This is a genomic window from Pikeienuella sp. (assembly GCF_046290545.1).
Taxonomy (GTDB): Bacteria; Pseudomonadota; Alphaproteobacteria; order Rhodobacterales; family Rhodobacteraceae; genus Pikeienuella.
The window spans coordinates 512,206-534,092 of the sequence record NZ_JBKAGV010000017.1 but is presented as its reverse complement, the minus strand read 5'-3'; the positions used below and the strand labels follow the sequence as shown (position 1 = coordinate 534,092).

Genomic DNA, 21,887 nt, shown 5'->3' with positions numbered 1-21,887 from the left:
TCACGGGGTCGGCGCGCCGCCGCACTGGCAGCCTTCGCCGGCAGCGGACCATGCGCCGCAAACCGGACAGGGGCGGAGATCCTCCGCCTTGCGCACCTTGCCGGGCTTCGATCTGTCACCGCGCCGCAGGCGTTTCGGCAGCGCGCTCGCCGCGCCCAGCCGGGCGACCACGAAGACGCCGATCAGCACGGCGAGAAAGATGAGAACCTTCGTCAGCAAGATCAGAGACCGTAGCGGGCGAAGAGCGCCCGCTCCTCGATCACGCGCCCTGCGGCGGCGAAGCTCTCCTCCACCCCTGGCGCGCCGAGACGCTGCAAGAAGCCGCGCTTCGGAGAGATGACGGAGAAGCGGATCTTCTCCCCGAACCGCGCCTTCATCACGGGTACGAGATGCCCCAGCCCGTCGACCAGACCGACGTCGACCGCCTGCCGGCCCACCCAGATATCGCCGGTGAAGAGGTCCGTGCCCTCGGGCAGCCGGGCGCCGCGGCGGCTCTTCACCTGAGTGATGAAGTTCTCGTGGATCACTGTCTGGAGGCTGACGATTCGCTCCACATCCTCCGGCTTCTCGGGCCGGAAAGGGTCGAGCAGGGACTTCGAGCGGCCGGCCGTGTGCACACGACGCTCCACGCCCTGCCGCTCCAGCAGCGCATGAAAACCGAAACCGGCGTAGATAACGCCGATCGAGCCGACGATCGAATTGTCGTCCGCATAGATCTCGTCCGCCGCCGTGGCGAGCCAGTAGCCGCCGGAAGCCGCCACATCCTCGCAGAAGGCGATGACGGGGACTGATTTTTCTTCCGCCTTCCGCCTTATGCGCGCAGCAATCAGGGCGCTTTGCACCGGGGAGCCGCCGGGCGAATTGATCGAGAGGGCGACGGCGGCGAGGCGGCGAGGCGCGAAGGCGCGTTCGACAAGCGGCGCCAGCGCCGCATCCGTCAGGCCGCGACCGAACCCGGCGCCGCCGATGGCGCCGTTCAGCCGAAGCACGCTTACCAGCGGCGGCCGCGTCTTCAGGCTTGCGAATCCGTCGCGGAGAGCGTTCAACATGGCGGCTACTTAGTGGTGAAGCGGCGCTGCGGCAACATCTTCGCCGCCTCTCTATCGCGGGGTGACATGCGGGACATGACGGGGGAAAACGACGCAACGCCCAACCTGATGGGCGAGGACGACGTCCTCCGCTTCAAGCTGGACGAATTGCGCCGCCGGCACCGGGCGCTCGACGATGCAATCGCCGCGCTCGAGGCGACCGTGGCGGGCCGCTCCTCCCTTGATCTGAGGCGCCTGAAGAAGCAGAAGCTGGCCCTCAAGGACGAGATACGCCGGCTGAGCGACATCCTGACGCCGGACATCATCGCCTGATCCCGCCTTGCGGCCCGGCCCGGCCCTTCCTATAGCCCCGGTGCTGACACAGGGAGCCCAGGATGAATGACGCCGTCCCCCCGCTAGTCGGCGTGCTGATGGGCAGCCAGTCCGACTGGCCGACCATGCGGCGCGCTACCGAGATGCTCGAAGCGCTCGGCGTGCCGCACGAGGCGAAAATCGTCTCCGCCCACCGGACGCCGGACCGGATGTTCGCCTATGCCGAAGCCGCGGCCGCGCGCGGGCTCCGCGTCATCATCGCCGGCGCAGGCGGCGCGGCGCATCTTCCGGGCATGCTGGCCGCCAAGACCCGCATTCCGGTTCTCGGGGTGCCCGTACAGTCGAAGGCTCTTTCGGGCCAGGACTCGCTTCTCTCCATCGTGCAGATGCCGAAGGGTGTGCCCGTCGGCTGCCTCGCCATCGGGGAGGCAGGCGCGGCGAACGCCGGCCTTCTCGCCGTCGCAATCCTTGCGACGACCGACCCGGCGCTGGCCGCGCGGCTTGACGCCTGGCGCGCTGCGCAGTCCGCCGCCGTGGCGGAGGAGCCTTCCGATGGCTGATGCGGTTCCGCCGGGCGGAACGGTCGGCATTCTCGGCGGCGGGCAGCTCGGGCGGATGCTCGCCATCGCCGCGGCGCAGCTCGGCCTCCGCGCCCATGTCTACGCGCCGGAGGACGCGCCCCCGGCGGCGGACGTCGCCCGCTTCACCCGCGGCGACTGGCAGGATGGAGCCGCACTGGCGGCCTTCGCGCGCGCAGTGGATGTCGTGACCTACGAGTTCGAGAACGTGCCGGCCTCCGTGGTGGACGCGGTCGAGCCCTTTGCCCCCGTCCGCCCCGGGCGCCGCGCACTTGCCGCAGCGCAGGACCGGATCGACGAAAAGACCTTTCTGAACGGGATCGGGGTGGAGACGGCGCCCTTCGCGCCGGTCATGAATGCGGAGAGCCTCGCCGTCGCTCTCGCCCGGATCGGCGCGCCCGCGATCCTAAAGACGCGCCGCCTGGGCTATGACGGGAAGGGGCAGGCGCGAATCATGCGCGCGGAGGACGCCCCGGCGGCCCTTGCCGCAATGGCGGGCGCGCCCGCCGTGCTCGAAGGCTTCGTGCCCTTCGCACGGGAGATCAGCGTCATCGCCGCGCGCGGCGCGGATGGCGCAGTGGCCGCCTTCGACCCGGGAGAGAACGTCCACGAGGGCGGCATCCTCCGCCGCACGACCGTTCCCGCCCACTCAGCGCCTGCGGTGCGGCAGGCGGCGCGGGAAATAGCTGGGCGCATTCTCGCCGCGCTCGACTATGTGGGCGTGATCGGCGTCGAGTTCTTCGAGACGGCGGAGGGCCGGCTTCTCGTCAACGAGATCGCGCCGCGCGTCCACAATACAGGGCACTGGACAATCGAGGCGACGGCGACCGACCAGTTCCGGCAGCACATCAAGGCCATCTGCCTCTGGCCGCTCGGAGACCCCTCGCGCCATGCAGACGCGGTAATGGAGAATCTGATCGGGGACGAAGCCGGCGCCTGGGCCCGCCTGTCCGCGGAGCCCGGGGCCGCGCTGCATCTGTACGGCAAGGCGGAGCCCCGGCCGGGGCGGAAGATGGGGCATGTGACGCGGCTCAGCCGCGCCTGAAGACCTCGTCGGGAGCGACCTGGAGCCCATCGACCAGCGCATTGGTCGTCGCCGCCATCGCCACCACGGCGAGAAACTCGCCGTGCTGCGCCTCGGTGAGCCCCTTCGCGCGGGCGGCGGCCGTATGGGAATGGACGCAGTAGGAGCAGCCGTTCGCTGTTGAGACGGCGAGATAGACTAGTTCCTTCGTGAGCGGATCGAGCCCGCCCTCACGCGGGGCCATCACGGCCTTGAGCCGCTCCCATGTCGCTTTCAGCAAGTCCGGATCGTGTGCGAGAACCCGCCAGAAATCATTTACGAAATCGGAACCGCGGCTGGCGCGGATATCGGCGAAGACCGTCGCCGCCTCGGCGGACAGGTGTTCGTCTTCGAGCCGGGGCAGAACGGCCATGGAACGGCGTCAGCGCCGCGGACGCTTGGGGCCTCGCCGATCATCCGCCCGTACGGGGATCGGCCGCGGCGCGGGCGTTCCCGCAAGACGGTCGAGCCATTCGTTCAGCGCGTCGGCGAGGTCTGACCATTTCACGTTGACGACTCCTCTCGGACTGTCCGACCGAGCGCCAATTCCCACCCGGTCACCTGACATCATGGGGTCTCGGCCCGCTTCTGAAAAGCGGAATCCGCCGAAAATCTGATCTGAGCCGCGGAAATGCGCCCGATCCCGCCAATCATGCGAGGGTGGCGTCGCCCATTTCGAGGAAGCGGCGGCGGCGCGCGGCGCGGAGTTCGGCGGGGCTCTTCTTCGAGAGCGAGGCGAGCTCCTGTGCTATGGCCTCGCCCACGGCGCGGATCGTGGCCACACGGTCGCGCTGCGCGCCGCCCACGGGCTCCTTCACGATCCTGTCCACCACGCCGAGCTTCCGCAGGTCCTGCGCGGTGAGGCGAAGCGCGGCTGCGGCCTCCCGCATCTTCTCGGCGTTTTTCCAGAGGATGGAAGCGCAGCCCTCGGGCGTGATGACGGAATAGATCGAATGCTCCAGCATCACCACCCGATCCCCCGCCGCAAGGGCGACGGCGCCGCCTGACCCCCCCTCCCCGATCACTACGGAGACGAGCGGCGCGCCGAGGCGGAGGCACATTTCGGTTGAGCGGGCGATGGCCTCGGCCTGCCCCCGCTCCTCGGCCCCCTTGCCGGGATAGGCGCCCGGCGTGTCGATCAGCGTGACCACGGGGACGCCGAACCGGTCAGCCAGCGCCAGGAGGCGCGCGGCCTTGCGATAGCCCTCGGGCCGGGCCATGCCGAAATTCCGCTCGATGCGGGATTTCGTGTCATTCCCCTTTTCCTGCCCGATCACCATCACGGCCTTGTCGTCGAGCCGGGCGAGGCCGCCGATCACCGCGGCGTCCTCCGCGAAGTTGCGGTCCCCCGCCAGCGGCGTGAACTCGTCGAAAAGCGCATCAATATAGTCGATCGCATGCGGACGGTCAGGATGGCGTGCGACGAGGCATTTCCGCCAGGGGTCGAGATTGCCGTAGAGATCGGCCATCATCGCGGCGGCCTTGCCGTCCAGCAGCTTCGCCTCTCCCTCGACATCAACGCCGCCACCCTTTCGCGCCATCGCTCGAAGTTCCGCCGCCTTGCCCTCGAGGTCCGCGAGGTCCTTTTCGAATTCGAGATAGGTCTGCATCCTGCGCTCCGTCCGGGCCGGTCGCGGGGATATAGGGCCTCGATCGGGGCGATTGCAATTCGCCCCGCGCCGCAGCGCTCAGTCGTCCGTCACGAGGGAGACCTCGAACACCGCCGCGGCGTCCTTCGCCTCGCGCCGGCTGATCATCGCTCGCGTCTCGAAATGCGCGAGCGCGGCCTCGATCATCCCCTCGCACATCTCAGCCGCAGGCGTCGCAGACCAGTAGCGGATCAGGAGGCGGGTGGGCGAAAGCCGCACGCAGCATAGCCGCGGGGGTCGCGCCTCGGGATAGAGCGCGCGGATCTCCTCGTGCACATGCCGTTCGATATGTTCGAGATAATCCAGCGCCGTGACGCTGAGCGGCACGAAGTCCGGATAGAGGGAAACGAAGCGCTCGAACAACCGCCGCCCGAAGGCGCGGCTTATCTCGCCAGGCCGCTCGCCGGTAAGATAGGCGAGTCGGCCGAGCCGGTCCGGAAGGGCTGCGCCGGGGCCGGCGAGAAAAGCCGCGAAAGCGTCGGGAGCCGCCACGTCCCGGGCGAAATCCCTGAGTTCCGTCTCCATCATCGCCAGCATCTCTCACCCGCCGTGACACTCCACAACCTGAGCGCCGGATATAGTGGCGGGCCTATGCGGCGCGGAAGCGCCAAAATGCACGCGTCTGGCGGGCGATCAGCCTGCCGCCTCGATCAGCTCCGCCATGGAGACGATGACGCGGGCCTGCCGGCAGGATGCGATGTCGATCAGCTTGCCGTCGAGCACCGCGGCGCCCTGCCCGGAAGCTTCGGCCGCCTCCATCGCAGCGAGAATGCGGCGCGCCCGCTCCACCTTTTCCGCCGGCGGGGTGAAGACCTCGTTGGCGAGCGCGACCTGGCTCGGATGGATCGCCCATTTGCCGACGCAGCCGAGCGTGGCGGAGCGGCGCGCCTGCGCGAGAAAGCCTTCCGGGTCGGAAAAGTCCCCGAACGGGCCGTCGAGCGGAAGGATTCCATGCTGCCGGCAGGCGGCGACCATGCGGGTGATCGGATAATGCCAGGGGTCGACAGGCGTCGCCGTCCGCGGCTCCGCGTTCGAGAGCATGTAGTAATCGTCCTGCGTGCCGCCGATCCCGGTGACGGTCATGCCCATGGAGGCGGCGTAGTCCGCGACGCCGAAGCTCATGGACTGGAGGCGGGGCGAGGCGGCGGCGATCTCGTCCACGTTCTGCGCGCCCGCCGCCGTCTCGATGATGACTTCAAGGCCGACGCGCTTCGTCTTGCGGGAGGCGGCCTCGGCGGCGCTGACGACCGCGTCCACCGCGTAGACGTCCTTCCCGTTGCCGGCCTTCGGAATCATGATGAGGTCGAGCCGGCCGTTCGTCCGCTCGATCAGCTGCGTCACGTCCTGGTGCCACCATTCGGTGTCGAGCCCGTTGATGCGGACGGAGAGCGCCTTTTTCCCCCAGTCGATCCCGTTGATCGCCTCGATCGCCGCCTCCCGCGCGGCCGGCTTGTCCGCCGGCGCCACGCTGTCCTCGAGGTCGATGGAGACGACATCCGCGGCGGAGGCGGCCATCTTCGGGAAGAGCGCGGGGCGCGAGCCCGGGCCGAAGAGCTGGCAGCGGCTGGGGCGGGCGGGGCCGGCGGGCTGGACTGTGAAGCTCATGGCGTCTCCGGGTCGGATCGTTTCGTGGTGTTGCGGTGCAGGGTTATTATGTTGCGCCGCATCATGTCAAACGCGGGAGGGTCAGACGGCGCGGCCCGCCGCGAAGCCGGAAGCCCAGGCCCACTGAAAATTGTAGCCGCCGAGCCAGCCCGTCACGTCCACGCATTCGCCGATGAAATGGAGGCCGGGGACAGCGCGGGCGGCGAGACTCTTCCCGTCCAGCGCCCCGGTGGAGACGCCGCCGAGCGTGACCTCCGCTGTGCGGTAGCCCTCCGTCCCGGTCGGCTTCACCTCCCAGCCGGAGACGAAGGCGGCGATCTCGGCCAGCCGCCGGTCGGATAGTTCGGCGAGGGGGCGGGACTCGCCTGTCTCGGCCTCGATCCAGTCCGCCAGCGCCTTCGGCAGGAAGGCGGCGAGGGCGGTGCGGAGCGCGCGCTTCGGCCCCTCGGCCCGCGCGGCCTTGAGCGCGGCCAGCGCCGCCTCTCGCGCCCCGAAGGCGACGCGAAGCGCCTCCCCCTCCCGCCAGAAGGAGGAGACCTGGAGCATGGCGGGGCCGGAAAGCCCGCGATGGGTGAAGAGCATCCCCTCGGCGAAGCTTGCGCCGCCGCCCGTCACCTCCGCCTCCGCCGCGACGCCGACGAGCGGGCGGAGGCGTTCGAGCAGCGCGGGCGGCAGCGTGAAGGGGACGAGGGCGGGGCGCGTCTCCGTCACGGCGAGCCCGAACTGGCGGGCGAGATCGTAGGCGAAGCCGGTCGCCCCCATCTTGGGGATCGACTTGCCGCCGGTGGCGACGATCAGCGCCTCCGCCTCCTCCGCGCCGCTTGCCGAGAGGACGCGGAAGCCGCCTTCGATGCGCTCCACGCGCTCCACGGGTTCGGAGAGCCGCAGGGTCGCGCCCGCATCGCCCATCTCGGTCAGCAGCATCGTGACGACCGCGCCCGACCGCTGATCGCAGAATAGCTGGCCGAGCGTCTTCTCATGCCAGCCGAGCCCGTGCGCCTCCATCAGCGCCACGAAGTCGAGCGGCGTGTAGCGGGAAAGCGCGGAGGCGGCGAAGCGCGGGTTTTCGGAGAGGAAGGTCTCGGGCCGGGCGTGGAGATTGGTGAAGTTGCAGCGCCCGCCGCCGGAGATGCGGATCTTCTCCCCCGGCTTCGCCGCATGATCGAGCACGAGGACGCGCCGCCCCCGCTTCGCCGCCTCCGCCGCCGCGAACATCCCCGCGGCGCCGGCCCCGAGGACGATCGCGTCCCAGGTCACGGCAAGAGCCCGAGCTCCCGCCCGAGCGCGGCGCCCTTGTCCCTGTCGAAGGGGAGGAGCGGCGGGCGGACGTTCGCCCAGCGCGGCTCGCCCGTCGACAGCGCCTTCACCCGCTTCAGAGACTCGATGAAGGAATGGGCGGAGGCGGCCTTGCGGAAGGCGGTGACGGCGGGCTGGAGCGCCGTCGCCTCCTCCGGGCTGCGGTCGTAGGCCGAGATGAGCTCCCCGATGGCGCTAGCGTTCAGGTTCGCCGTCGCCGTGATGCAGCCCGGCGCGCCCCGAGGCAGGGCGAGCGGCAGCGCCGTCTCCGCCGCCGGATAGACCACGAGCCCCTCGATGGCGAGCAGCGCCTCCAGATTCGCCTCGTTGCCGGAAGAATCCTTGATGCCGACCACCTCCTCGAATTCCGCGAAGAGCCGGGCGACGACCGGGATCGGCATCCCCACGCCGGCGACCTGCGGGATGTGGTAGAGGTAGAGGGCGAAGCCCGGGTGATCCACTGTCTCGATCAGCCGCGCGAACCAGGCGAAGAGCCCGTCATCATGGACATTCTTGTAATAGAAGGGCGGCAGGACCATCGCCCCGGCGCAGCCCATGTCGAGGCAGGCGCGCGTCAGCTTCGCCGTGTCCGCGAGGCTGGTGAGCCCCGTGCCGGGGATGAGCTTCGCCGGGTCGGCCCCCGCGGCGATCAGCGCGGCCAGAGCGGCGATGCGCTCCTCCACGCCGACGGAAAGCGCCTCCCCTGTCGTCCCGAAAGGCGCGAGCGCGGCGCAGCCTTCGTCCAGCAGCGCGAGCGCGTGCTCGATGAACAGGTCCTGCGCGATGCTCAGATCGTCGTTGAACGGCGTGAAATTCGGCGCGACGACGCCGCGCGGGGGTATATGGGGCACGGGAGTGTTCCTTTTCGGGCCGGGCGGGGCCTCAGCCCTCTGTCTCGATGCACTCGATGCCGAGGCGGGCCATGCCCGGCAGCTTGTCGCCCATCCGCATCGCCGCCTCGGGGTTGGAGGCGTTGCCGTCCAGCCCGCGCTTCTTGACGCCCTGGAGAATGGCGCAGATGCGGAAGAAGCTGAAGGCGGTGGCGAAGGTGAGTTCGGGGATGGAGGTGAGCCCGACCCGCCTCATGTACATCTCGACATATTCGTCTTCGGATGGAATGCCGAGCGCCTTCCGGTCCACCCCCGCGAGCCCGCGGCCGACCTCACCCGGCGGCAGGCGGCCCTGCATCCGCTGATAGGCGAGGTCTGCGATCGGGTGGCCGAGGGTCGAAAGCTCCCAGTCCAGCACGGCGACGATGCGCGGCTCCGTCGGGTGATAGATCAGGTTGTCGATCCGGTAGTCGCCGTGAACGATGGAGGTGCGTGAATCATCCGCCGGAACCCGCTCCTCCAGCCAGGCGATCAGCGCCTCCATGTCGGGGATCGTCTCCGTCTCCGAGGCGCGGTACTGTTTCGTCCAACGGGAGAGCTGGCGGGCGAAATAGCTGCCGGGGCGGCCAAAATCGCCGAGGCCGACGGCCTCGTGATCCACCATGTGGAGCGCGGCGAGGACGCGGTTCATGTCCTCGTACATCGCCCGCCGGTGCTCGACGGAGACGCCTGGGACGGCCGGGTCGAAGATGATCCGCCCGGGCACCCGGTTCATCACGTAGAACATCGTGCCGACGACGCTTTCGTCCTCGCAGAGGACGAGAGCCTCCGGCACCGGCACGTCCGTCTCCTTCAGCGCGCGCATCACGCGGAACTCCCGGTCCACCTGATGCGCGGACTTGAGGAGCGGCCCCGGCGGCTTCCGCCGGAGCACGTATTCGCCGGAGCCGGCCTTGAGGATGAAGGTCGGGTTCGACTGCCCGGTGGGCGTCTTCTCCGCCGTCAGCGGGCCGCGGAAGCCGGGGAGCGCGGCGGAGAGGTATCTCTCCACCGCCTCCAGATCGATCCGCGCCGCCGCATGGGCCTGATCAGGCGAACTCATCACTTAGGCTCCTCCAGCACTTCATCCGCCGAATAGGTCTTTAGTTCCCTACCGTGGGATAAATTTATGAACAAAATCAACAGTATATTCTTTGTTGATCCAGACTCTATCTGGAAATGTTAACATTTGGCTTATTCTCAGATCACATTCTATTGAGTCTCCATTCCCAATTTTTATTTCCCCTGAGTAAATCCTCCCGAGGAATTCCTGATCTTCAATATAGGCTGATATCTTTATGCCTCGCCAAGCAAATTCCCATTTTCTTCTACCGCCGGAGAAAACTGCTTTCACAATATAGAGATGCGCATTTTCAGTGGCCTCACGGTTTCCCTCCTCGGGGGTCTCTGTTTCTCTTCTCTCGCGAATTCGAGCCCACGTATCCCGCGGCAGGTCTACAAGTGGCACCTCATCATCAAGGTTGGCGGTAATACCAATACTTTCAATCGACGAGTCATCCTCAATCGCATCAATGGCTTTATTGAACTTCTCGTCAACGCGGCTTGGATTTGGAAGCTTCTGGCTTGCTTCGTATTCTTTCTTCGGTATGATAATTCTGTCATTTCCATCTTGTATTATTACATAATCATCCGATACAATAATCTCGAACTTCGACGGATCAATATAGTTATTGTATATATAGGTTACAGCAATTGGAACTATCCCAAGCGTGAATGCTTGTTTGATGAGCCCAGCAAAGGTCTTTGGGACACCCCGAAACTTCGCTCGAAAGCTACCTGGGCCAACGGCCTCTAGCCTAAGCTCAATCGAACGATCTATATTAACTTGTGAGTTGATCTCTCGAAATACATCAGAGATCGCCACAAGAGCATTGGCAAATACATAAGTATTCACCTCATGAGGACGACCTCCGAAATGCAAGACAAAGCCACGCTCGTCTTTTATTTCTCGGAGGTCGAAAGTCGCCATGCTCGCTTACGTCTTTCTCAGGTCTTTATCGACAGGCTTACCCTTTAGACCGCTTCGTTGGTGTATTTCTTCAACTCGTCGCGGGCGATGACGCGGCGATGCACCGCGTCCGGCCCGTCCGCGAGGCGAAGCGTGCGCTGGTGGATCCAGGCGTCCGCCAGATGCGTGTCCTGGCTCACGCCCATGCCGCCATGCATCTGGATCGCCTCGTCGATCACCTTCAGCGAGACGCGGGGGGCGATGACCTTGATCTTCGAAATCCACGGCGCCGCCGCGCGGTTCCCGATCGTGTCCATCATGTGGCAGGTCTGGAGGCAGAGGAGCCGCGCCATGTCGATCTCCATCCGGCACTCGGCGATGATGTCATGGTTCGCGCCGAGGTCCGCCAGCTTCTTGCCGAAGGCGGTGCGGGAGAGGGCGCGCCGGCACATCGACTCGAGCGCCCGCTCCGCCGCGCCGATGGCGCGCATGGCGTGGTGGATGCGGCCCGGCCCGAGGCGGCCCTGGGAAACCTCGAAGCCACGGCCCTCTCCGAGGATCAGGTTCTCGTACGGGACGCGGACATTGGTGAAGCGCATGTGCATGTGGCCATGCGGCGCGTCATCCTGCCCGAAGACCTGCATCGGGCGGAGCACCTCAACGCCCGGCGTGCCGGCGGGGACGAGGATCATCGAATGGCGGCGATGCTTGTTCTCGTTCCCGGCGTCCGTGTTCGTCATAACGATGTAGACCTTGCAGCGCGGATCGCCGGCGCCCGAGGCCCACCACTTTTCCCCGTTCAGAACCCATTCGTCGCCCTCGCGCACGGCAGACATCGAGATGTTGGTGGCGTCGGAGGAGGCGACCTGCGGCTCGGTCATCAGGTAGGCGGAGCGGATCTTCCCCTCCATAAGGTCTTCGAGCCAGTCCTTCTTCATCTTCTCGGTGCCGTAGCGCTCCAGCACCTCCATGTTGCCGGTGTCCGGCGCGGAGCAGTTGAAGGTCTCGGGCCCGAGCTTGGATTTCCCCATCTCGGCGGCGAGATAGGCGTATTCGACCGTGTTGAGACCGTAGCCGCGTTCGGAATCCGTGAGCCAGAAGTTCCAGAGCCCGCGCGCCTTGGCCTCCTTCTTCAGGCCGTCGAGAATTTCGAGCTGCCGGTCGGTATGGTGGAAGCGGCCCTTGGGATGCTTGCCGATCTCTTCCTCGAACTCGGCCTCTACCGGATAGACTCTCTCCACCAGCATCTTCGCCACCGCGTCGAGCAGCGGGCGGACCTTGTCGCTCACATCCAGGTTCATCATCGTCGTCGTCTCCTCAGAAAAGGTCCTTGACGGTTTCGACATGAATGCCGCCGTCAACGGGTATGATCGCGCCGGTCACATAGGCGCCGGCCTTCGCGCTCAGGAACACCATCAGCCCGGCGATGTCGTCCGGCATGCCGATGCGGCCCAGCGGGGTCTTCGCGCCGATCCTGTCCCGGTTCTCGGCGTCCGCCGTCGCGAAGGCGGTCATGTTGGACTGGAAGGGGCCGGGGGCGATGGCGTTCACCGTAATGCGCTTCTCCGCCAGTTCGGTGGCGAGGATCTTCGTCAGGTGATGCACCGCGCCCTTCGAGGCGGAATACGAATAGGCGCCGACGCCGATCGGCGCCGTTCCCATCACGGAGCCGACATTGATGACGCGCGCCGGGTCCTCCAGCGTCGCGGTCTTCTCCAGCAGCGGGGTGAGGAGCTGCGTCAGGTGGAAGAGGCCGGAGACGTTCACCCGCATCACCTTCTCCCAGGCGGAGAAGGGGAACTCGCCATAGGGCTTGCCCCAGGTGAGGCCGGCGTTGTTCATCAGGATGTTGAGCTTGCCCGTCCGCGCCGCGACTTCGGCGGCCAGCGCGGCGCATCCCTCCTCCGTTCCGACATCGCCGGCGAAGCCCTCCACGGAGCCGGGAAGGCCGAGATCGTTGATCTCCTTCGCCGTCGTCTCGCACATCTCCGCCTTGCGGGAGGCGATGAGGACGCGGGCGCCGGCGCCGGCGAGGCCCGTCGCCGCCATCCGCCCGATGCCCGTAGCGCCGCCGGTGACGAGCGCGGTCTTGCCGGCGAGGCTGAACAGATCGTCGAGCGCGCCCATGCGTCCCCTTCCCTTTTTCTGGTTTTGCGGAACCCTATCCGCCGCGCCGCCCGGCGCAAGCCCCCTCGCGCGCATGGCCGGTCTGACCTAGCGTCACTATGGCCGCGCCTGCGCCGCCGGGCTAGGGTCCGCGCCAAACCGGAGGAGACAGAACCATGACCGCAGCCAAGGAAATCCTGCTGAGCGCCTACCCCGTCGGGATGCCGACGAGCGACACCTTTACGATCCGCGACGCCGCGCCGGCGACGGCGCCGGCGAGAGGCGTCGCGCTCAAGCTGCTCTGGCTCTCCGTGGACCCGTATCTTCGCGGCCGCATGTCCTCCGCCAAGTCCTACGCGCAGCCCTTCGAGCCGGGAAAGCCGATCTATTCCGGCGGCGTGGCGGAGGTGACGTCGAGCGACAACCCGAAATTCCCGGTCGGCTCCCTCGTCATGGGGCTGATGAACTGGGCGCATGAGCAGGGCCATTCCGGCGAGGGGCTGACAAGGCTCGACCCCGCGCTCGGCTGGGGGACGACGCTTTCGCCGTCGCTGTCCGTCGGCGCGCTGGGCATGCCGGGCTTCACCGCCTGGGTCGGGCTCAACATCCACGGGCGTCCGGTGGAAGGGGAGACCATCGTCGTCTCCGCCGCAACCGGCGCCGTCGGCGCGATGGTCTGCCAGATGGCGAAGAGGAAGGGGCTCCGAGTCGTCGGCGTCGCCGGTGGCGCGGAGAAATGCGCCTATGCGGTCGAGGTTCTCGGCTGCGACGCCTGCGTCGACCACAAGGACCCGGAGCTGAAGGCGAAGCTGAAGGGGGCCTGCCCGAACGGCGTCGACATCTATTTCGAGAATGTCGGCGGCGTCACCTTCGAAGCGGTCTTCCCGCTGATGAACGATTTCTCGCGAATCCCGGTCTGCGGCATGATCAGCGGCTACAACGCCACCGGACCCTATGAGGGGCCCGACAGGTTCGGCGGGGTCTGGCGCGCAATCCTCACGAAGCGCATCTCCGTGCGCGGCTTCATCGTCTTCGACCATGCGGAGAAACAGGGCGAGTTCCTGAAGGAGACCGCGCCCCTCGTCGCTTCGGGCGAGATCAAGACGCGGGAGACGGTGACGGAGGGGCTAGAGAACGCCCCCGCCGCATTCCTCTCGCTGATGACGGGCTCGAATTTCGGCAAGGCTGTGGTCAAGGTGGCGTGAAGCGGGGGCCTCTGAAATTGCCGAATCACGCATCGCGATGAATGTACCGGTCATGCGCGCCCTTCTCCTGATAGCCCTCGCCGCTTCTCCCGCCTTCGCCGGAGAAGTGGAAGTCGTGGACGCCAGGGCGACGAAGGAGGCGGGCGGCTGGCGGTTCGACGTGACTCTCCGCCACGAGGACACGGGCTGGGAGCACTACGCGGACGCCTGGCGCGTCGTCGGGCCGGACGGCGCGGTCTATGGCCAGCGGACGCTTCTCCATCCGCATGTGGACGAACAGCCCTTCACCCGCTCGCTCGGCGGCGTCGCGATCCCCGAAGGCGTCTCCCGCGTGATGATCGAGGCGCGGGACAATGTGGACGGCTGGAGCCCGCGGGTGCTGGAGCTGCCGCTGCCCTGAAACGTTTCAGGCCGAGGTGAAGAGGTTCCCCCAGGCGCGACGAAGCAGCGCGGGCGTGAGCCGCGGCTCCACGCCCTCATAGGCGCTGATCGCGGCGAGCTGATCGAGCAGGAATTCCGGGTGATAGGCGGCAAAGTCCGCGCCGCCCTCGCCATAGAGCTCGGCGAGGAGGAAGGCGATCCCCTCCTCTTCCGGCGGCACCGCCCGGCGGCGGCAGGCCTCGACGAGGATGCGGATGAAATCCTCCCGGTCCGGGCGGCCGACCTCGATCTTGTGCCGGATCCGGCGGAGCGCGGCGTCGTCCACCAGTTGCCGCGGCGGGATGTTGGTGGAGAAGATCACCAGCGTGTCGAACGGCGCCTCCAGCTTCCGGCCGGTCTGGAGCGTCAGATAGTCGACGCTCCGCTCCAGCGGGATGATCCAGCGGTTGATGAGCGCCTGCGGCTGCTCCCGCTGCCGCCCGAAATCGTCGATCACGAAGACGCCGCCCGCGGCCTTCAGCTGCAAGGGCGCCTCGTAGATATGCGTCGTCGCGTTGAAGGAGAGGTCGAGCATGTCGATGGTCAGCTCGCCGCCGGTCACGACCACAGGGCGGCGGCAGACCTGATAGCGCTTGTCGAAACCGAGCGTGAGCCGGAGCCCGCCCTCCCCCTGCCGCGCCAGAGGCACGACGCGGTGAACCGTCGCGTCGAAGAGAGTGATGATCTGCCGATCCAGCTCGATGGCGTGCGGTATGAAAACGGCGTCGCGGAAGGCCGCGCAGATCGCCTTCGCGATGGAAGACTTGCCGTTTCCGGGCGGGCCGTAGAGCAGCATGGAGGAGGCGGAGTTCGCCGCCGGGCCGACGGCGCCGGTCACCCGCTCCGGCAGGGTCAGACCGGCGAGCACCTTGGAGAGGCGCGCGCGGTCGATCGTCTCCGTCCGGATGCTCTGGCGCGCAACCTGGACGACGAACTGCGCGAGCGGCACGGGCGCAGGGCCGACATATTCAGTCTGTCTGAGGGAATCGAGCGCCCAGGCGCGCCCCGCCTCCGAAAGCTCGTAGCGCATTTCCGCAGCGACCGATCCCGAGCGGACGCCGAGCGTCTGCAGGAGACGCGCGGCCCGCGCCTCCTCGATCAGCCCGTCGACGATGGGCGTCGCGAGCTTTAGCGCCGCGGCGATCTCCGAAGGCGTCTCCGGCCCGAGGCGATAGATGCTGCGCACCATGTGGTCGAGCAGGAAGCCGGGCTCCAGCCCTGTCTCCTCCAGCTTTCGGGGCGAGGGCGGCGGATGTCCCTTCATTGCGTCAGACCGCGAACGCCGCGAGGGCGAGATAGATCAGGAGCGCCGAGGAAAGCGCGACGCCATAGGGAAAGGCGCGCCGGGCGGACCAGACGGCCCAGCCCCCGCGGGCGAGCGCCGTGCGCCTGAGGAGAGAGAGGATCATCAGCCCGACGAGCGCCGAAAGGGAAAGGAGAACGAGCGCGGCCCCCGCATCGTGCGGCGCGATGAGCGGCGCGAAGGCAGCCGCCGCCTTCGCGTCCCCGCCGCCAATCACGCCGAGAAGGAAGAGGCTGAAGCCGCAGGCGAGCACGATCGCCGCGCCAGCGAGCCTCCATAGCGCCGCCTCGGCAGGCAGGGCAAGAAAGACGAAGCCGAGAAAGAGAACTCCGGTCGCTCCGGTCAGCCAGTTCGGAATGCGCATTGTGCGCAGGTCGGACACGGCGACTGCCAGCGCCGGCGGCGTTGCGATCAGGAGCGCAATGAGGGGCGCATCGAAGCTCATCGCCGGTCAGTTCGACACGCTGGCCTGAAGCGCCGCGAGCTTCTCCGCTGCTTCGGGATAGAAGCGCGGATGCGCGGCGACGGCCATGGAGAAGAGGCCCTTCGCCGCCTCCACGTCTCCGCGTCGGAGCGCGACGACGCCGACATTGTGGAGAAGGGTCGCCCGCTCCTCTTCCGAGAGGCTGACGAGCGGCAGGCTGTATTCCCCTTCGAGCGCGCGGGCCACGGCAAGGTTGTTCTTCGCGTTGAAGAGCCGCGGGTCGAAGGAGAGCGCCTCCTCGAAGGTTCGCGCCGCCGCCGCCGCATCGCCGCGCGAGAGGCGGCTGACGCCCCAGTTGTTCAGAACGGCCCCCGGATTCACCGCGCGGCGGCGGGCGGCCTCGTAGGCCGCGTCGGCCCCCGCCCAGTCCTGCCTCTGGTCGGCGAGCATCGCGTCGATCAGGTGGCGGCGCGGCGTATCCAGCGAAGAGGAGACGAGCGCGAGCTGGTTCGCCGCCTCCTCCCACCGGGCGAGGCGGGCGAGGCTGTGCGCATATTCGACGCGCAGGGCGTCATCCGCCAGCCCGTCCGCCTCCAGCCCCTCGAAGACCTCGACCGCCTCGGCGAAGCGGCGCGCACGGGCGAGAGCGAGGACGTAGCCGCGGCGCAGATCGGCCCTTTCCGGCGTCTCGTCGAGCGCCCGCCGGAAATAGCTAACCGCGGTCTCCGGGTCGGAGACGGTGAGCATCAGATCGTTGAGCCCGGCCGCGTCGATCGCGTTCACCGCCTCCGTCGCGCCCGTCTCGCCCTCGGATGGGGCGTCGAACGGCTCCGCGCAGGCGCCGAGAAGGAGAAAGCCGGCGAGCGGGCCGAGAGCGGCGAGGCGGCGAAGGCGGGTCATGGTCGGCGTTCCTCCGGAGCGGCGGCGCGCCGCGGCGCAAGGCGCCAGACGCCATGACCGTATTGAATCACATCGTAGTCGAACTCGTCCAGTTCGACGTCCGCCGACGCCTCTTCGAGCACCGCCTCGGCCAGCGCGATATTCGCGCGGATCGCAGGGTCCTCGCCGCTGACGAGCGCCTCGGCGCGGCGGAAGGCGGCGAGCGCCTCTTCAGGCCGCCCTGCGGCGTAGGACGCGACGCCGAGCGCGTTGAGCGTGACGGGCGCGCCCGGCGCGTCGGGCGCAAGCGCGATGGCCGCCTCCAGCATCCGCGCCGCCTCGGTCATCCGTCCGAGGCGGATCATGGCGACGCCGGCGCCCGTCATCGCCTCGGCGCGCGCCACGGGCCCGTTGGCGGCGGCGATGGCGCGGTTGAAGGCGCGGAGCGCCATTTCGGGCTGATCCTGCGCGAGCAGCCTCAGCCCGATCTCCTCCGGCGGCTCGGCGGAGGCGGCGCCGGGCGGCTGCGGGGCGCAGGCCGATAGCGCGAAGAGGAGCGCGAACGCCGCGAGCGGGCGCGTCATCGGTTGTTGAAATTCGCCAGCGCCCGGATGATCTCGATCAGCGACGGGCCGATCAGGATCAGCATGAGCGGCGGGACTGTGAAGAACATCGTGCCTAGGGTCAGCTTCGTGGGCAGCGTATTGGCCTTCTCCTCCGCCCGCATAAGCCTCTTGTCCCGCATCTCGGCCGCATAGACGCGAAGCGCGGCGGAGATCGACGTTCCGAAGGAGACGGACTGGACGAGCACCGTCACGAAAGCCGAGATGTCGGAGACTCCGGTCCGGTCCGCGAAGTCGCGCAGGACGAGCGCACGATCCTTGCCGGCGCGCATTTCCGCGGAGACGATCTGCAATTCCTCCGCCAGCGCGCCATGCGCCTCCCTAACCTCGCCCGCGACCCGGATGATCGCTTGGTCGAGGGACTGGCCGGCCTCCACACAGACGAGCATGAGGTCGAGCGCATCCGGAAACCCGTCCGCCATCTCCTGCTGGCGGAGCTTGCGGCGGCGGGAGATCCACCAGGAGGGCGCGAGATAACCGAATATCCCGGCGAGCGCAGAGACGACGACGAGCCGCCCCGGGTCCGGCTGCTCGCTCGTCAGGCCGATGACGAGGAGGAAGAACACGACCAGCCCGACGGCGAGCCCCGCCCTTGCGAGATAGAATATCCTGACGGCGGAGCGCGTCCTGTAGCCGGCGCGCAGGAGCCGGGCGCGGACTTCCGAAAGCTGCCCCGCATCCGACGGTTCGAGATAGGGCGCCAGAGCCTCGAAGCGCGGCTTGTCCCGGTCCAGCCGCAGGGCCTCGGAAGTGCGGCTCTGCTCGCGGCCCCGGTCCATCCGCTCGAGCCGTTCGACCGGATCCTCCTTCCGCCGGAGCGCCAGAGGCGCGGCGACGAGGACGAGAAGCGCGCCGATCGCCGCCAGCACATAGAACGGGCCGCCGGGCCCGAATGCCTCGGTCGCCGTGCGCCAGGCGATGTCGAAGAGCCGCTCCATCGCTCAGACCTTGATGTTCACCATCCAGCGCATGAAGAACACGTTCACGATCAGCAGAATGCTCACGATGATCGTGCCCGGCACGAACAGCGGATGGTCCGATACCCGGTCATAGTAGCCGGGCTGAACGATCTGGACGAGAAGCAGCGCGATGATGGGAAAGATGGAGAGGAACCAGCCGGACCACCGCGCCTCCGCCGTGATCGCGGCGACCTTGCGGAAGAGCTTGAACCGGGCGCGGACGACCTGGCTGAGTCCGTTGAGGATCTCGGCGAGGTTGCCGCCCGATTGCGACTGGATGGTGACCGCGACGGCGAGGAACCGGAGATCCGGCACATCCACCCGCGCCGCGAGCCGGTCGAGACTTTCGGTTACGGGCATGCCGTAGGTGCTCTCGTCGGCGATCACGCCGAACTCGGAGCCGAGCGGGTCGGGCATCTCCTGCGCCACGATGTTCACCGCCGCGGTGAAGGGGTGGCCGATGCGAAGGCTTCGGACGATCAGGTCCACAGCATCGGGAAGCTGCTCCTCGAACATCTGGAGCCGCCGTTTCGCCTTGTTCCTCAGCCACAGGAAGACAGAGGCGTAGCCGAGAGCGAGCGCCACCGTCACACGCACGAGAGGCCCGGCGGAGGTCGCGACGGAGAAGATCACGAAGGCTGCGCTCGCGATGGCGAGCATGATGATGACGAGGGTCGAGGGTGCGAGGGGCACATTGGCTTGCGCCGCCTTCTCGAAGACGGCGGAGAAGAGCGGAATCTCCCGCGCGTTCTGATGCCGCTCCTGCTCCTTGCGGAGCTTGACCAGAACCTCCTCCCGGTCCGCGCCCTTCTGAAGCAGTCGGAGCCGGCGATTGACCTTGTTCTCGCGGCTGTGGCTCTTGCCGAAGATCAGGAGATAGACGCCCTCCACGATCATCAGCACGCCGATGAAGATCATCGCATAGAGGACGGGGCCGAGCATGGCCGGTCAGCCTCGCCGGCCGGGGGCGAAGAGATCCTGCGGCAGCGCCACGCCCCATTGCAGGAACCGGTCGGCATTGGCGGAGCGGATGCCGGTGGCGACATAGTCGCCGATCACCCGCCCGTCCTCCGCGACCGTGCGCCTGTCGAAGCGGAAGATCTCCTGCATCGCGACGACATCGCCCTCCATGCCCGTGATCTCCTGGATAGAGACCATGCGCCGGGTCCCGTCCGCAAGGCGGGAGACCTGGACGATGACATGGATCGCCGCAGCGATCTGCGCGCGCACCGCCTTCATCGGCATGTCGACCCCGGCCATGGAGACCATGTTCTCGATCCGGCCGATCGCGTCGCGCGGGCTGTTTGCGTGGATCGTCGTCATCGAACCGTCATGGCCGGTGTTCATGGCCTGAAGCATGTCCAGCACCTCGCCGCCGCGAACCTCGCCGACGATGATGCGGTCGGGCCGCATGCGGAGCGCGTTCCGGAGGAGGTCGCGCTGGCTTACCTCGCCCTTGCCTTCGATGTTGGGCGGGCGGCTCTCCATCCGGCCGACATGGACCTGCTGGAGCTGGAGCTCCGCCGTGTCCTCGATCGTGACAATCCGCTCAACGTTCGAGATGAAGGAGGAGAGGGCGTTGAGCGTCGTCGTCTTGCCGGAGCCCGTCCCTCCCGAGACGAGCACGTTGAGCCGCGTGCCGACGACGGCCTGGAGGAAGAGCGCCATATCCTCCGAGAAAGCGTCGAACTCCAGCAACTTGTCGATTCCGTATGGCTGCTTGGAAAACTTGCGGATGGAGAGGAGCGGCCCGTCCACCGCGCATGGCGGGACGAGGGCGTTGACGCGGCTGCCATCCTTCAGCCGCGCGTCCACCCAGGGCTGGCTTTCGTCAACCCGGCGACCGACGGCGGAGACGATCTTGTCGATCACCCGCATCAGGTGGCGCTCATCCTTGAACTGCACCTCGGTCAGCTCGAGCCTACCGAAGCGTTCGACGAAGCACTGGGTATGCGTGTTCACGAGGATGTCCGTGACAGTCGGGTCCTTCAACAGGGGTTCCAGCGGGCCGAGCCCCGTCACCTCGTCGATCAACGCGCCGATCAGCGTCTCGAATTCCTGCGCGTTCACGACGACGCCGATATCGGCGAGCGTCTCCCGGCTGATCGCGGCGATCTCCTGCCTGAGCTCCGCCTCAGGCGCATCCTCGATGGCGGAGAGGTTCAGGCTCTCGAGAAGGCGCTGGTGGATGGTCACACGCAGATCAAGGAGGCGCCGCCGCCGTCGTATGTCGCCCTGGTCCTCCGCCGTGGGGCCCGGGGCGCGGCGGGGCGGCGGGCTCGGCTGGGTCTGGATCACTGGGACCTGCTTGGCCCGGGGCGGCTCGGGGCTGCGGTAGCGCTTGAACATGTCAGCGCGCCCCCGCCGTCTCGGACCGCGCCGCCTCGACGCTGCGCACGAGGCCGCGCGCTACGCGTCGGATCTCCTTCCGGAGCGCATTCCCGCGCGCCGCCTTCGCGAGCGGCGCGCCCTGGTCGCAAGCTGCCGCGATCTGACGCCCGCCATCCGGCAGGCGGACGACGAACTCCACCCCGAGGCTCTGTTCGAGCCGCCGCGCCCGGCTCTTGCCGCTGAGATCGGTAAAACGCGGCGCGCGGTTGAGGACGACGGCGATCTTCTCGATCGGCAGGTCTTCCGCCTTCACGGCGCGGAGGAATCTCAGCATGTTCTGCGCGCTCCTCATGTCGGTCTGCATGATCGCGAAGAAGCGCTCCGATTCATTGAGCACAAGGTCGGACCAGTGGGTGAGGGTCTGCGGCATGTCGACGAAAATGAAGTCGTAGCTCGCGCGCGCAAGGTCCAGCATCGTCTTCACATCCTCGGGCCCGATTATATCGAGCGGGAGCACGTCCATCGGCGCGGTGAGCACCGCCATGCGCCCGGAATAATCGGCAAGCGCCTGGCTGAATCCCTCCTCATCCATGGTGGACGTGTCGGAGAGCAACTCGTAGATCGCCTCGCGCCGCGGCAGATCGAGGAAGGTTGCGACCGTCCCGTACTGGAAATTGAAGTCGAGCAGCGCGACCTGCTTGCCGGATTTCGCAACCTCGAGTGCCGTCTCCCACGCGAGGTTGACGCAGAAGGTCGTCGCCCCCACGCCGCCCGCGGCTCCGTATACAGGGAAAACGGCGCCGTTGCGGGAGGACGATCCGCCGAAAGGCTGCATACCGCCCGACCGCAGCCGGGCGACGGATTCCGCCAGCGCCGAGGGCGGCAGCGGCAGCGGGGCGAAGTCGTCCGCCCCGGCGCGCATGAGCCCGTGCATCGCCGCGGGGCTCAGGCTCTCGGCGAGGAGGATGACCTTCAGGCCCGAGAGCTTCGCCTCGGCGATGAGTTCGCGCGCCGCGCCGAGTTCCCCTTCCGCCTCGTCGCGAACGCCGATCACGAGGAAACGCCCACCCTCCGCGGCCACGTCATGCACCGCGCCCATCGCCGACCGGATGTCGGCCGCGACCCAGCCGTCGCCGCCGAAAGCAGCGTCGAGCTGCGGCTTCAGCGCGACCGCGCCGTCCGCCGTCATGAAGGAGACGACGGCGTCCGCCTGCGCCTCTCGGTCACGTCTCAGCAGCACTTCCGCT

Annotated in this window: 25 protein-coding genes; 5 read left to right on the top strand and 20 right to left on the bottom strand. The window is 67.7% G+C overall.

Annotated elements, in window-relative coordinates:
* Together ACE37J_RS19130 and ACE37J_RS19125 are read right to left on the bottom strand one after the other, a co-directional pair.
* On the bottom strand, positions 1–219 hold the full coding sequence (locus ACE37J_RS19130) for a hypothetical protein (protein ID WP_409714380.1): 219 nt from the start codon (positions 217–219) through the stop codon (positions 1–3).
* Positions 220–221: 2 nt separating this feature from the next.
* A complete protein-coding gene (locus ACE37J_RS19125; RefSeq protein WP_409714377.1) occupies positions 222–1,049 on the bottom strand; it encodes a S49 family peptidase in 828 nt (275 codons plus the stop codon).
* A 75-nt stretch (positions 1,050–1,124) separates the two neighbouring features.
* On the opposite strand from ACE37J_RS19125, the gene ACE37J_RS19120 reads away from it, so the two are divergent.
* From ACE37J_RS19120 to ACE37J_RS19110, 3 genes are all read left to right on the top strand, one after another.
* On the top strand, positions 1,125–1,361 hold the full coding sequence (locus ACE37J_RS19120) for a YdcH family protein (protein WP_409715481.1): 237 nt from the start codon (positions 1,125–1,127) through the stop codon (positions 1,359–1,361).
* A 62-nt stretch (positions 1,362–1,423) separates the two neighbouring features.
* Positions 1,424–1,921 (top strand): 5-(carboxyamino)imidazole ribonucleotide mutase, encoded by a 498-nt coding sequence (purE, locus tag ACE37J_RS19115; RefSeq protein ID WP_409714374.1) that lies wholly within the window; start codon positions 1,424–1,426, stop codon positions 1,919–1,921.
* Complete coding sequence (locus ACE37J_RS19110) at positions 1,914–2,984, top strand: 5-(carboxyamino)imidazole ribonucleotide synthase (RefSeq protein ID WP_409714371.1); 1,071 nt, start codon at positions 1,914–1,916, stop codon at positions 2,982–2,984. Before purE ends, ACE37J_RS19110 begins: the two co-directional genes overlap by 8 nt.
* Here the strand turns inward: ACE37J_RS19110 and ACE37J_RS19105 are convergent.
* The 10 genes from ACE37J_RS19105 to ACE37J_RS19060 form a co-directional block, all read right to left on the bottom strand.
* Entirely contained in the window at positions 2,971–3,375 is a 405-nt protein-coding gene (locus ACE37J_RS19105; protein ID WP_409714368.1) for a carboxymuconolactone decarboxylase family protein, read from the bottom strand. The two genes, ACE37J_RS19110 and ACE37J_RS19105, sit on opposite strands and share 14 nt — an antisense overlap.
* 277 nt (positions 3,376–3,652) lie before the next feature.
* Positions 3,653–4,612: an acetyl-CoA carboxylase carboxyltransferase subunit alpha gene (locus tag ACE37J_RS19100; protein WP_409714365.1), complete on the bottom strand. Its 960-nt coding sequence runs from the start codon at positions 4,610–4,612 to the stop codon at positions 3,653–3,655.
* Positions 4,613–4,690: 78 nt separating this feature from the next.
* A complete protein-coding gene (locus tag ACE37J_RS19095; RefSeq protein WP_409714362.1) occupies positions 4,691–5,188 on the bottom strand; it encodes a heme NO-binding domain-containing protein in 498 nt (165 codons plus the stop codon).
* A 96-nt stretch (positions 5,189–5,284) separates the two neighbouring features.
* A complete protein-coding gene (locus ACE37J_RS19090; protein WP_409714359.1) occupies positions 5,285–6,256 on the bottom strand; it encodes an HpcH/HpaI aldolase/citrate lyase family protein in 972 nt (323 codons plus the stop codon).
* 81 nt (positions 6,257–6,337) lie between these two features.
* A complete protein-coding gene (locus ACE37J_RS19085) occupies positions 6,338–7,513 on the bottom strand; it encodes an NAD(P)/FAD-dependent oxidoreductase (RefSeq protein ID WP_409714356.1) in 1,176 nt (391 codons plus the stop codon).
* Complete coding sequence (locus tag ACE37J_RS19080; protein WP_409714353.1) at positions 7,510–8,403, bottom strand: dihydrodipicolinate synthase family protein; 894 nt, start codon at positions 8,401–8,403, stop codon at positions 7,510–7,512. The genes ACE37J_RS19085 and ACE37J_RS19080 overlap by 4 nt, the downstream gene beginning before the upstream one ends.
* A gap of 31 nt (positions 8,404–8,434) precedes the next feature.
* Positions 8,435–9,484 (bottom strand): phosphotransferase, encoded by a 1,050-nt coding sequence (locus ACE37J_RS19075; protein ID WP_409714350.1) that lies wholly within the window; start codon positions 9,482–9,484, stop codon positions 8,435–8,437.
* 48 nt (positions 9,485–9,532) lie between these two features.
* A complete protein-coding gene (locus ACE37J_RS19070) occupies positions 9,533–10,411 on the bottom strand; it encodes a hypothetical protein (RefSeq protein ID WP_409714347.1) in 879 nt (292 codons plus the stop codon).
* 44 nt (positions 10,412–10,455) lie between these two features.
* Positions 10,456–11,694: an acyl-CoA dehydrogenase family protein gene (locus ACE37J_RS19065; RefSeq protein WP_409714344.1), complete on the bottom strand. Its 1,239-nt coding sequence runs from the start codon at positions 11,692–11,694 to the stop codon at positions 10,456–10,458.
* Positions 11,695–11,707: 13 nt separating this feature from the next.
* A complete protein-coding gene (locus tag ACE37J_RS19060) occupies positions 11,708–12,517 on the bottom strand; it encodes an SDR family oxidoreductase (protein WP_409714341.1) in 810 nt (269 codons plus the stop codon).
* A gap of 155 nt (positions 12,518–12,672) precedes the next feature.
* Between ACE37J_RS19060 and ACE37J_RS19055 the strand changes: the two genes are divergently transcribed.
* Together ACE37J_RS19055 and ACE37J_RS19050 are read left to right on the top strand one after the other, a co-directional pair.
* Entirely contained in the window at positions 12,673–13,701 is a 1,029-nt protein-coding gene (locus ACE37J_RS19055; RefSeq protein WP_409714338.1) for an NADP-dependent oxidoreductase, read from the top strand.
* Between the two features lie 52 nt (positions 13,702–13,753).
* Positions 13,754–14,101 carry a hypothetical protein gene (locus ACE37J_RS19050; protein WP_409714334.1) on the top strand — a complete coding sequence of 116 codons (348 nt, stop codon included), beginning with the start codon at positions 13,754–13,756 and terminating at the stop codon, positions 14,099–14,101.
* A 6-nt stretch (positions 14,102–14,107) separates the two neighbouring features.
* Here the strand turns inward: ACE37J_RS19050 and ACE37J_RS19045 are convergent, their stop codons facing one another.
* From ACE37J_RS19045 to ACE37J_RS19010, 8 genes are all read right to left on the bottom strand, one after another.
* Positions 14,108–15,385 carry an AAA family ATPase gene (locus ACE37J_RS19045; protein ID WP_409714331.1) on the bottom strand — a complete coding sequence of 426 codons (1,278 nt, stop codon included), beginning with the start codon at positions 15,383–15,385 and terminating at the stop codon, positions 14,108–14,110.
* Positions 15,386–15,389: 4 nt separating this feature from the next.
* On the bottom strand, positions 15,390–15,869 hold the full coding sequence (locus ACE37J_RS19040) for a prepilin peptidase (RefSeq protein WP_409714328.1): 480 nt from the start codon (positions 15,867–15,869) through the stop codon (positions 15,390–15,392).
* Between the two features lie 6 nt (positions 15,870–15,875).
* Positions 15,876–16,748, bottom strand: a complete 873-nt coding sequence (locus ACE37J_RS19035) for a tetratricopeptide repeat protein (protein WP_409714325.1) — start codon at positions 16,746–16,748, stop codon at positions 15,876–15,878.
* Positions 16,745–17,311: a tetratricopeptide repeat protein gene (locus ACE37J_RS19030; protein WP_409714322.1), complete on the bottom strand. Its 567-nt coding sequence runs from the start codon at positions 17,309–17,311 to the stop codon at positions 16,745–16,747. The genes ACE37J_RS19035 and ACE37J_RS19030 overlap by 4 nt, the downstream gene beginning before the upstream one ends.
* Positions 17,308–18,288: a type II secretion system F family protein gene (locus tag ACE37J_RS19025; protein ID WP_409714319.1), complete on the bottom strand. Its 981-nt coding sequence runs from the start codon at positions 18,286–18,288 to the stop codon at positions 17,308–17,310. The genes ACE37J_RS19030 and ACE37J_RS19025 overlap by 4 nt, the downstream gene beginning before the upstream one ends.
* Positions 18,289–18,291: 3 nt before the next feature.
* Positions 18,292–19,251 (bottom strand): type II secretion system F family protein, encoded by a 960-nt coding sequence (locus tag ACE37J_RS19020; protein ID WP_409714316.1) that lies wholly within the window; start codon positions 19,249–19,251, stop codon positions 18,292–18,294.
* 6 nt (positions 19,252–19,257) lie between these two features.
* Positions 19,258–20,505, bottom strand: a complete 1,248-nt coding sequence (locus ACE37J_RS19015) for a CpaF family protein (RefSeq protein WP_409714313.1) — start codon at positions 20,503–20,505, stop codon at positions 19,258–19,260.
* A 154-nt stretch (positions 20,506–20,659) separates the two neighbouring features.
* Positions 20,660–21,880: a CpaE family protein gene (locus ACE37J_RS19010; protein WP_409714310.1), complete on the bottom strand. Its 1,221-nt coding sequence runs from the start codon at positions 21,878–21,880 to the stop codon at positions 20,660–20,662.
* Positions 21,881–21,887: the final 7 nt, after the last annotated feature.

Coding starts and splice junctions, on each gene's coding strand:
- ACE37J_RS19125 (WP_409714377.1), bottom strand. CDS start 1,049: ATGTTGAACGCTCTCCGCGACGGATTCGCAAGCCTGAAGACGCGGCCG.
- ACE37J_RS19120 (WP_409715481.1), top strand. CDS start 1,125: ATGACGGGGGAAAACGACGCAACGCCCAACCTGATGGGCGAGGACGAC.
- purE (WP_409714374.1), top strand. CDS start 1,424: ATGAATGACGCCGTCCCCCCGCTAGTCGGCGTGCTGATGGGCAGCCAG.
- ACE37J_RS19110 (WP_409714371.1), top strand. CDS start 1,914: ATGGCTGATGCGGTTCCGCCGGGCGGAACGGTCGGCATTCTCGGCGGC.
- ACE37J_RS19105 (WP_409714368.1), bottom strand. CDS start 3,375: ATGGCCGTTCTGCCCCGGCTCGAAGACGAACACCTGTCCGCCGAGGCG.
- ACE37J_RS19100 (WP_409714365.1), bottom strand. CDS start 4,612: ATGCAGACCTATCTCGAATTCGAAAAGGACCTCGCGGACCTCGAGGGC.
- ACE37J_RS19095 (WP_409714362.1), bottom strand. CDS start 5,188: ATGCTGGCGATGATGGAGACGGAACTCAGGGATTTCGCCCGGGACGTG.
- ACE37J_RS19090 (WP_409714359.1), bottom strand. CDS start 6,256: ATGAGCTTCACAGTCCAGCCCGCCGGCCCCGCCCGCCCCAGCCGCTGC.
- ACE37J_RS19075 (WP_409714350.1), bottom strand. CDS start 9,484: ATGAGTTCGCCTGATCAGGCCCATGCGGCGGCGCGGATCGATCTGGAG.
- ACE37J_RS19070 (WP_409714347.1), bottom strand. CDS start 10,411: ATGGCGACTTTCGACCTCCGAGAAATAAAAGACGAGCGTGGCTTTGTC.
- ACE37J_RS19065 (WP_409714344.1), bottom strand. CDS start 11,694: ATGATGAACCTGGATGTGAGCGACAAGGTCCGCCCGCTGCTCGACGCG.
- ACE37J_RS19060 (WP_409714341.1), bottom strand. CDS start 12,517: ATGGGCGCGCTCGACGATCTGTTCAGCCTCGCCGGCAAGACCGCGCTC.
- ACE37J_RS19055 (WP_409714338.1), top strand. CDS start 12,673: ATGACCGCAGCCAAGGAAATCCTGCTGAGCGCCTACCCCGTCGGGATG.
- ACE37J_RS19050 (WP_409714334.1), top strand. CDS start 13,754: ATGCGCGCCCTTCTCCTGATAGCCCTCGCCGCTTCTCCCGCCTTCGCC.
- ACE37J_RS19045 (WP_409714331.1), bottom strand. CDS start 15,385: ATGAAGGGACATCCGCCGCCCTCGCCCCGAAAGCTGGAGGAGACAGGG.
- ACE37J_RS19040 (WP_409714328.1), bottom strand. CDS start 15,869: ATGAGCTTCGATGCGCCCCTCATTGCGCTCCTGATCGCAACGCCGCCG.
- ACE37J_RS19035 (WP_409714325.1), bottom strand. CDS start 16,748: ATGACCCGCCTTCGCCGCCTCGCCGCTCTCGGCCCGCTCGCCGGCTTT.
- ACE37J_RS19030 (WP_409714322.1), bottom strand. CDS start 17,311: ATGACGCGCCCGCTCGCGGCGTTCGCGCTCCTCTTCGCGCTATCGGCC.
- ACE37J_RS19025 (WP_409714319.1), bottom strand. CDS start 18,288: ATGGAGCGGCTCTTCGACATCGCCTGGCGCACGGCGACCGAGGCATTC.
- ACE37J_RS19020 (WP_409714316.1), bottom strand. CDS start 19,251: ATGCTCGGCCCCGTCCTCTATGCGATGATCTTCATCGGCGTGCTGATG.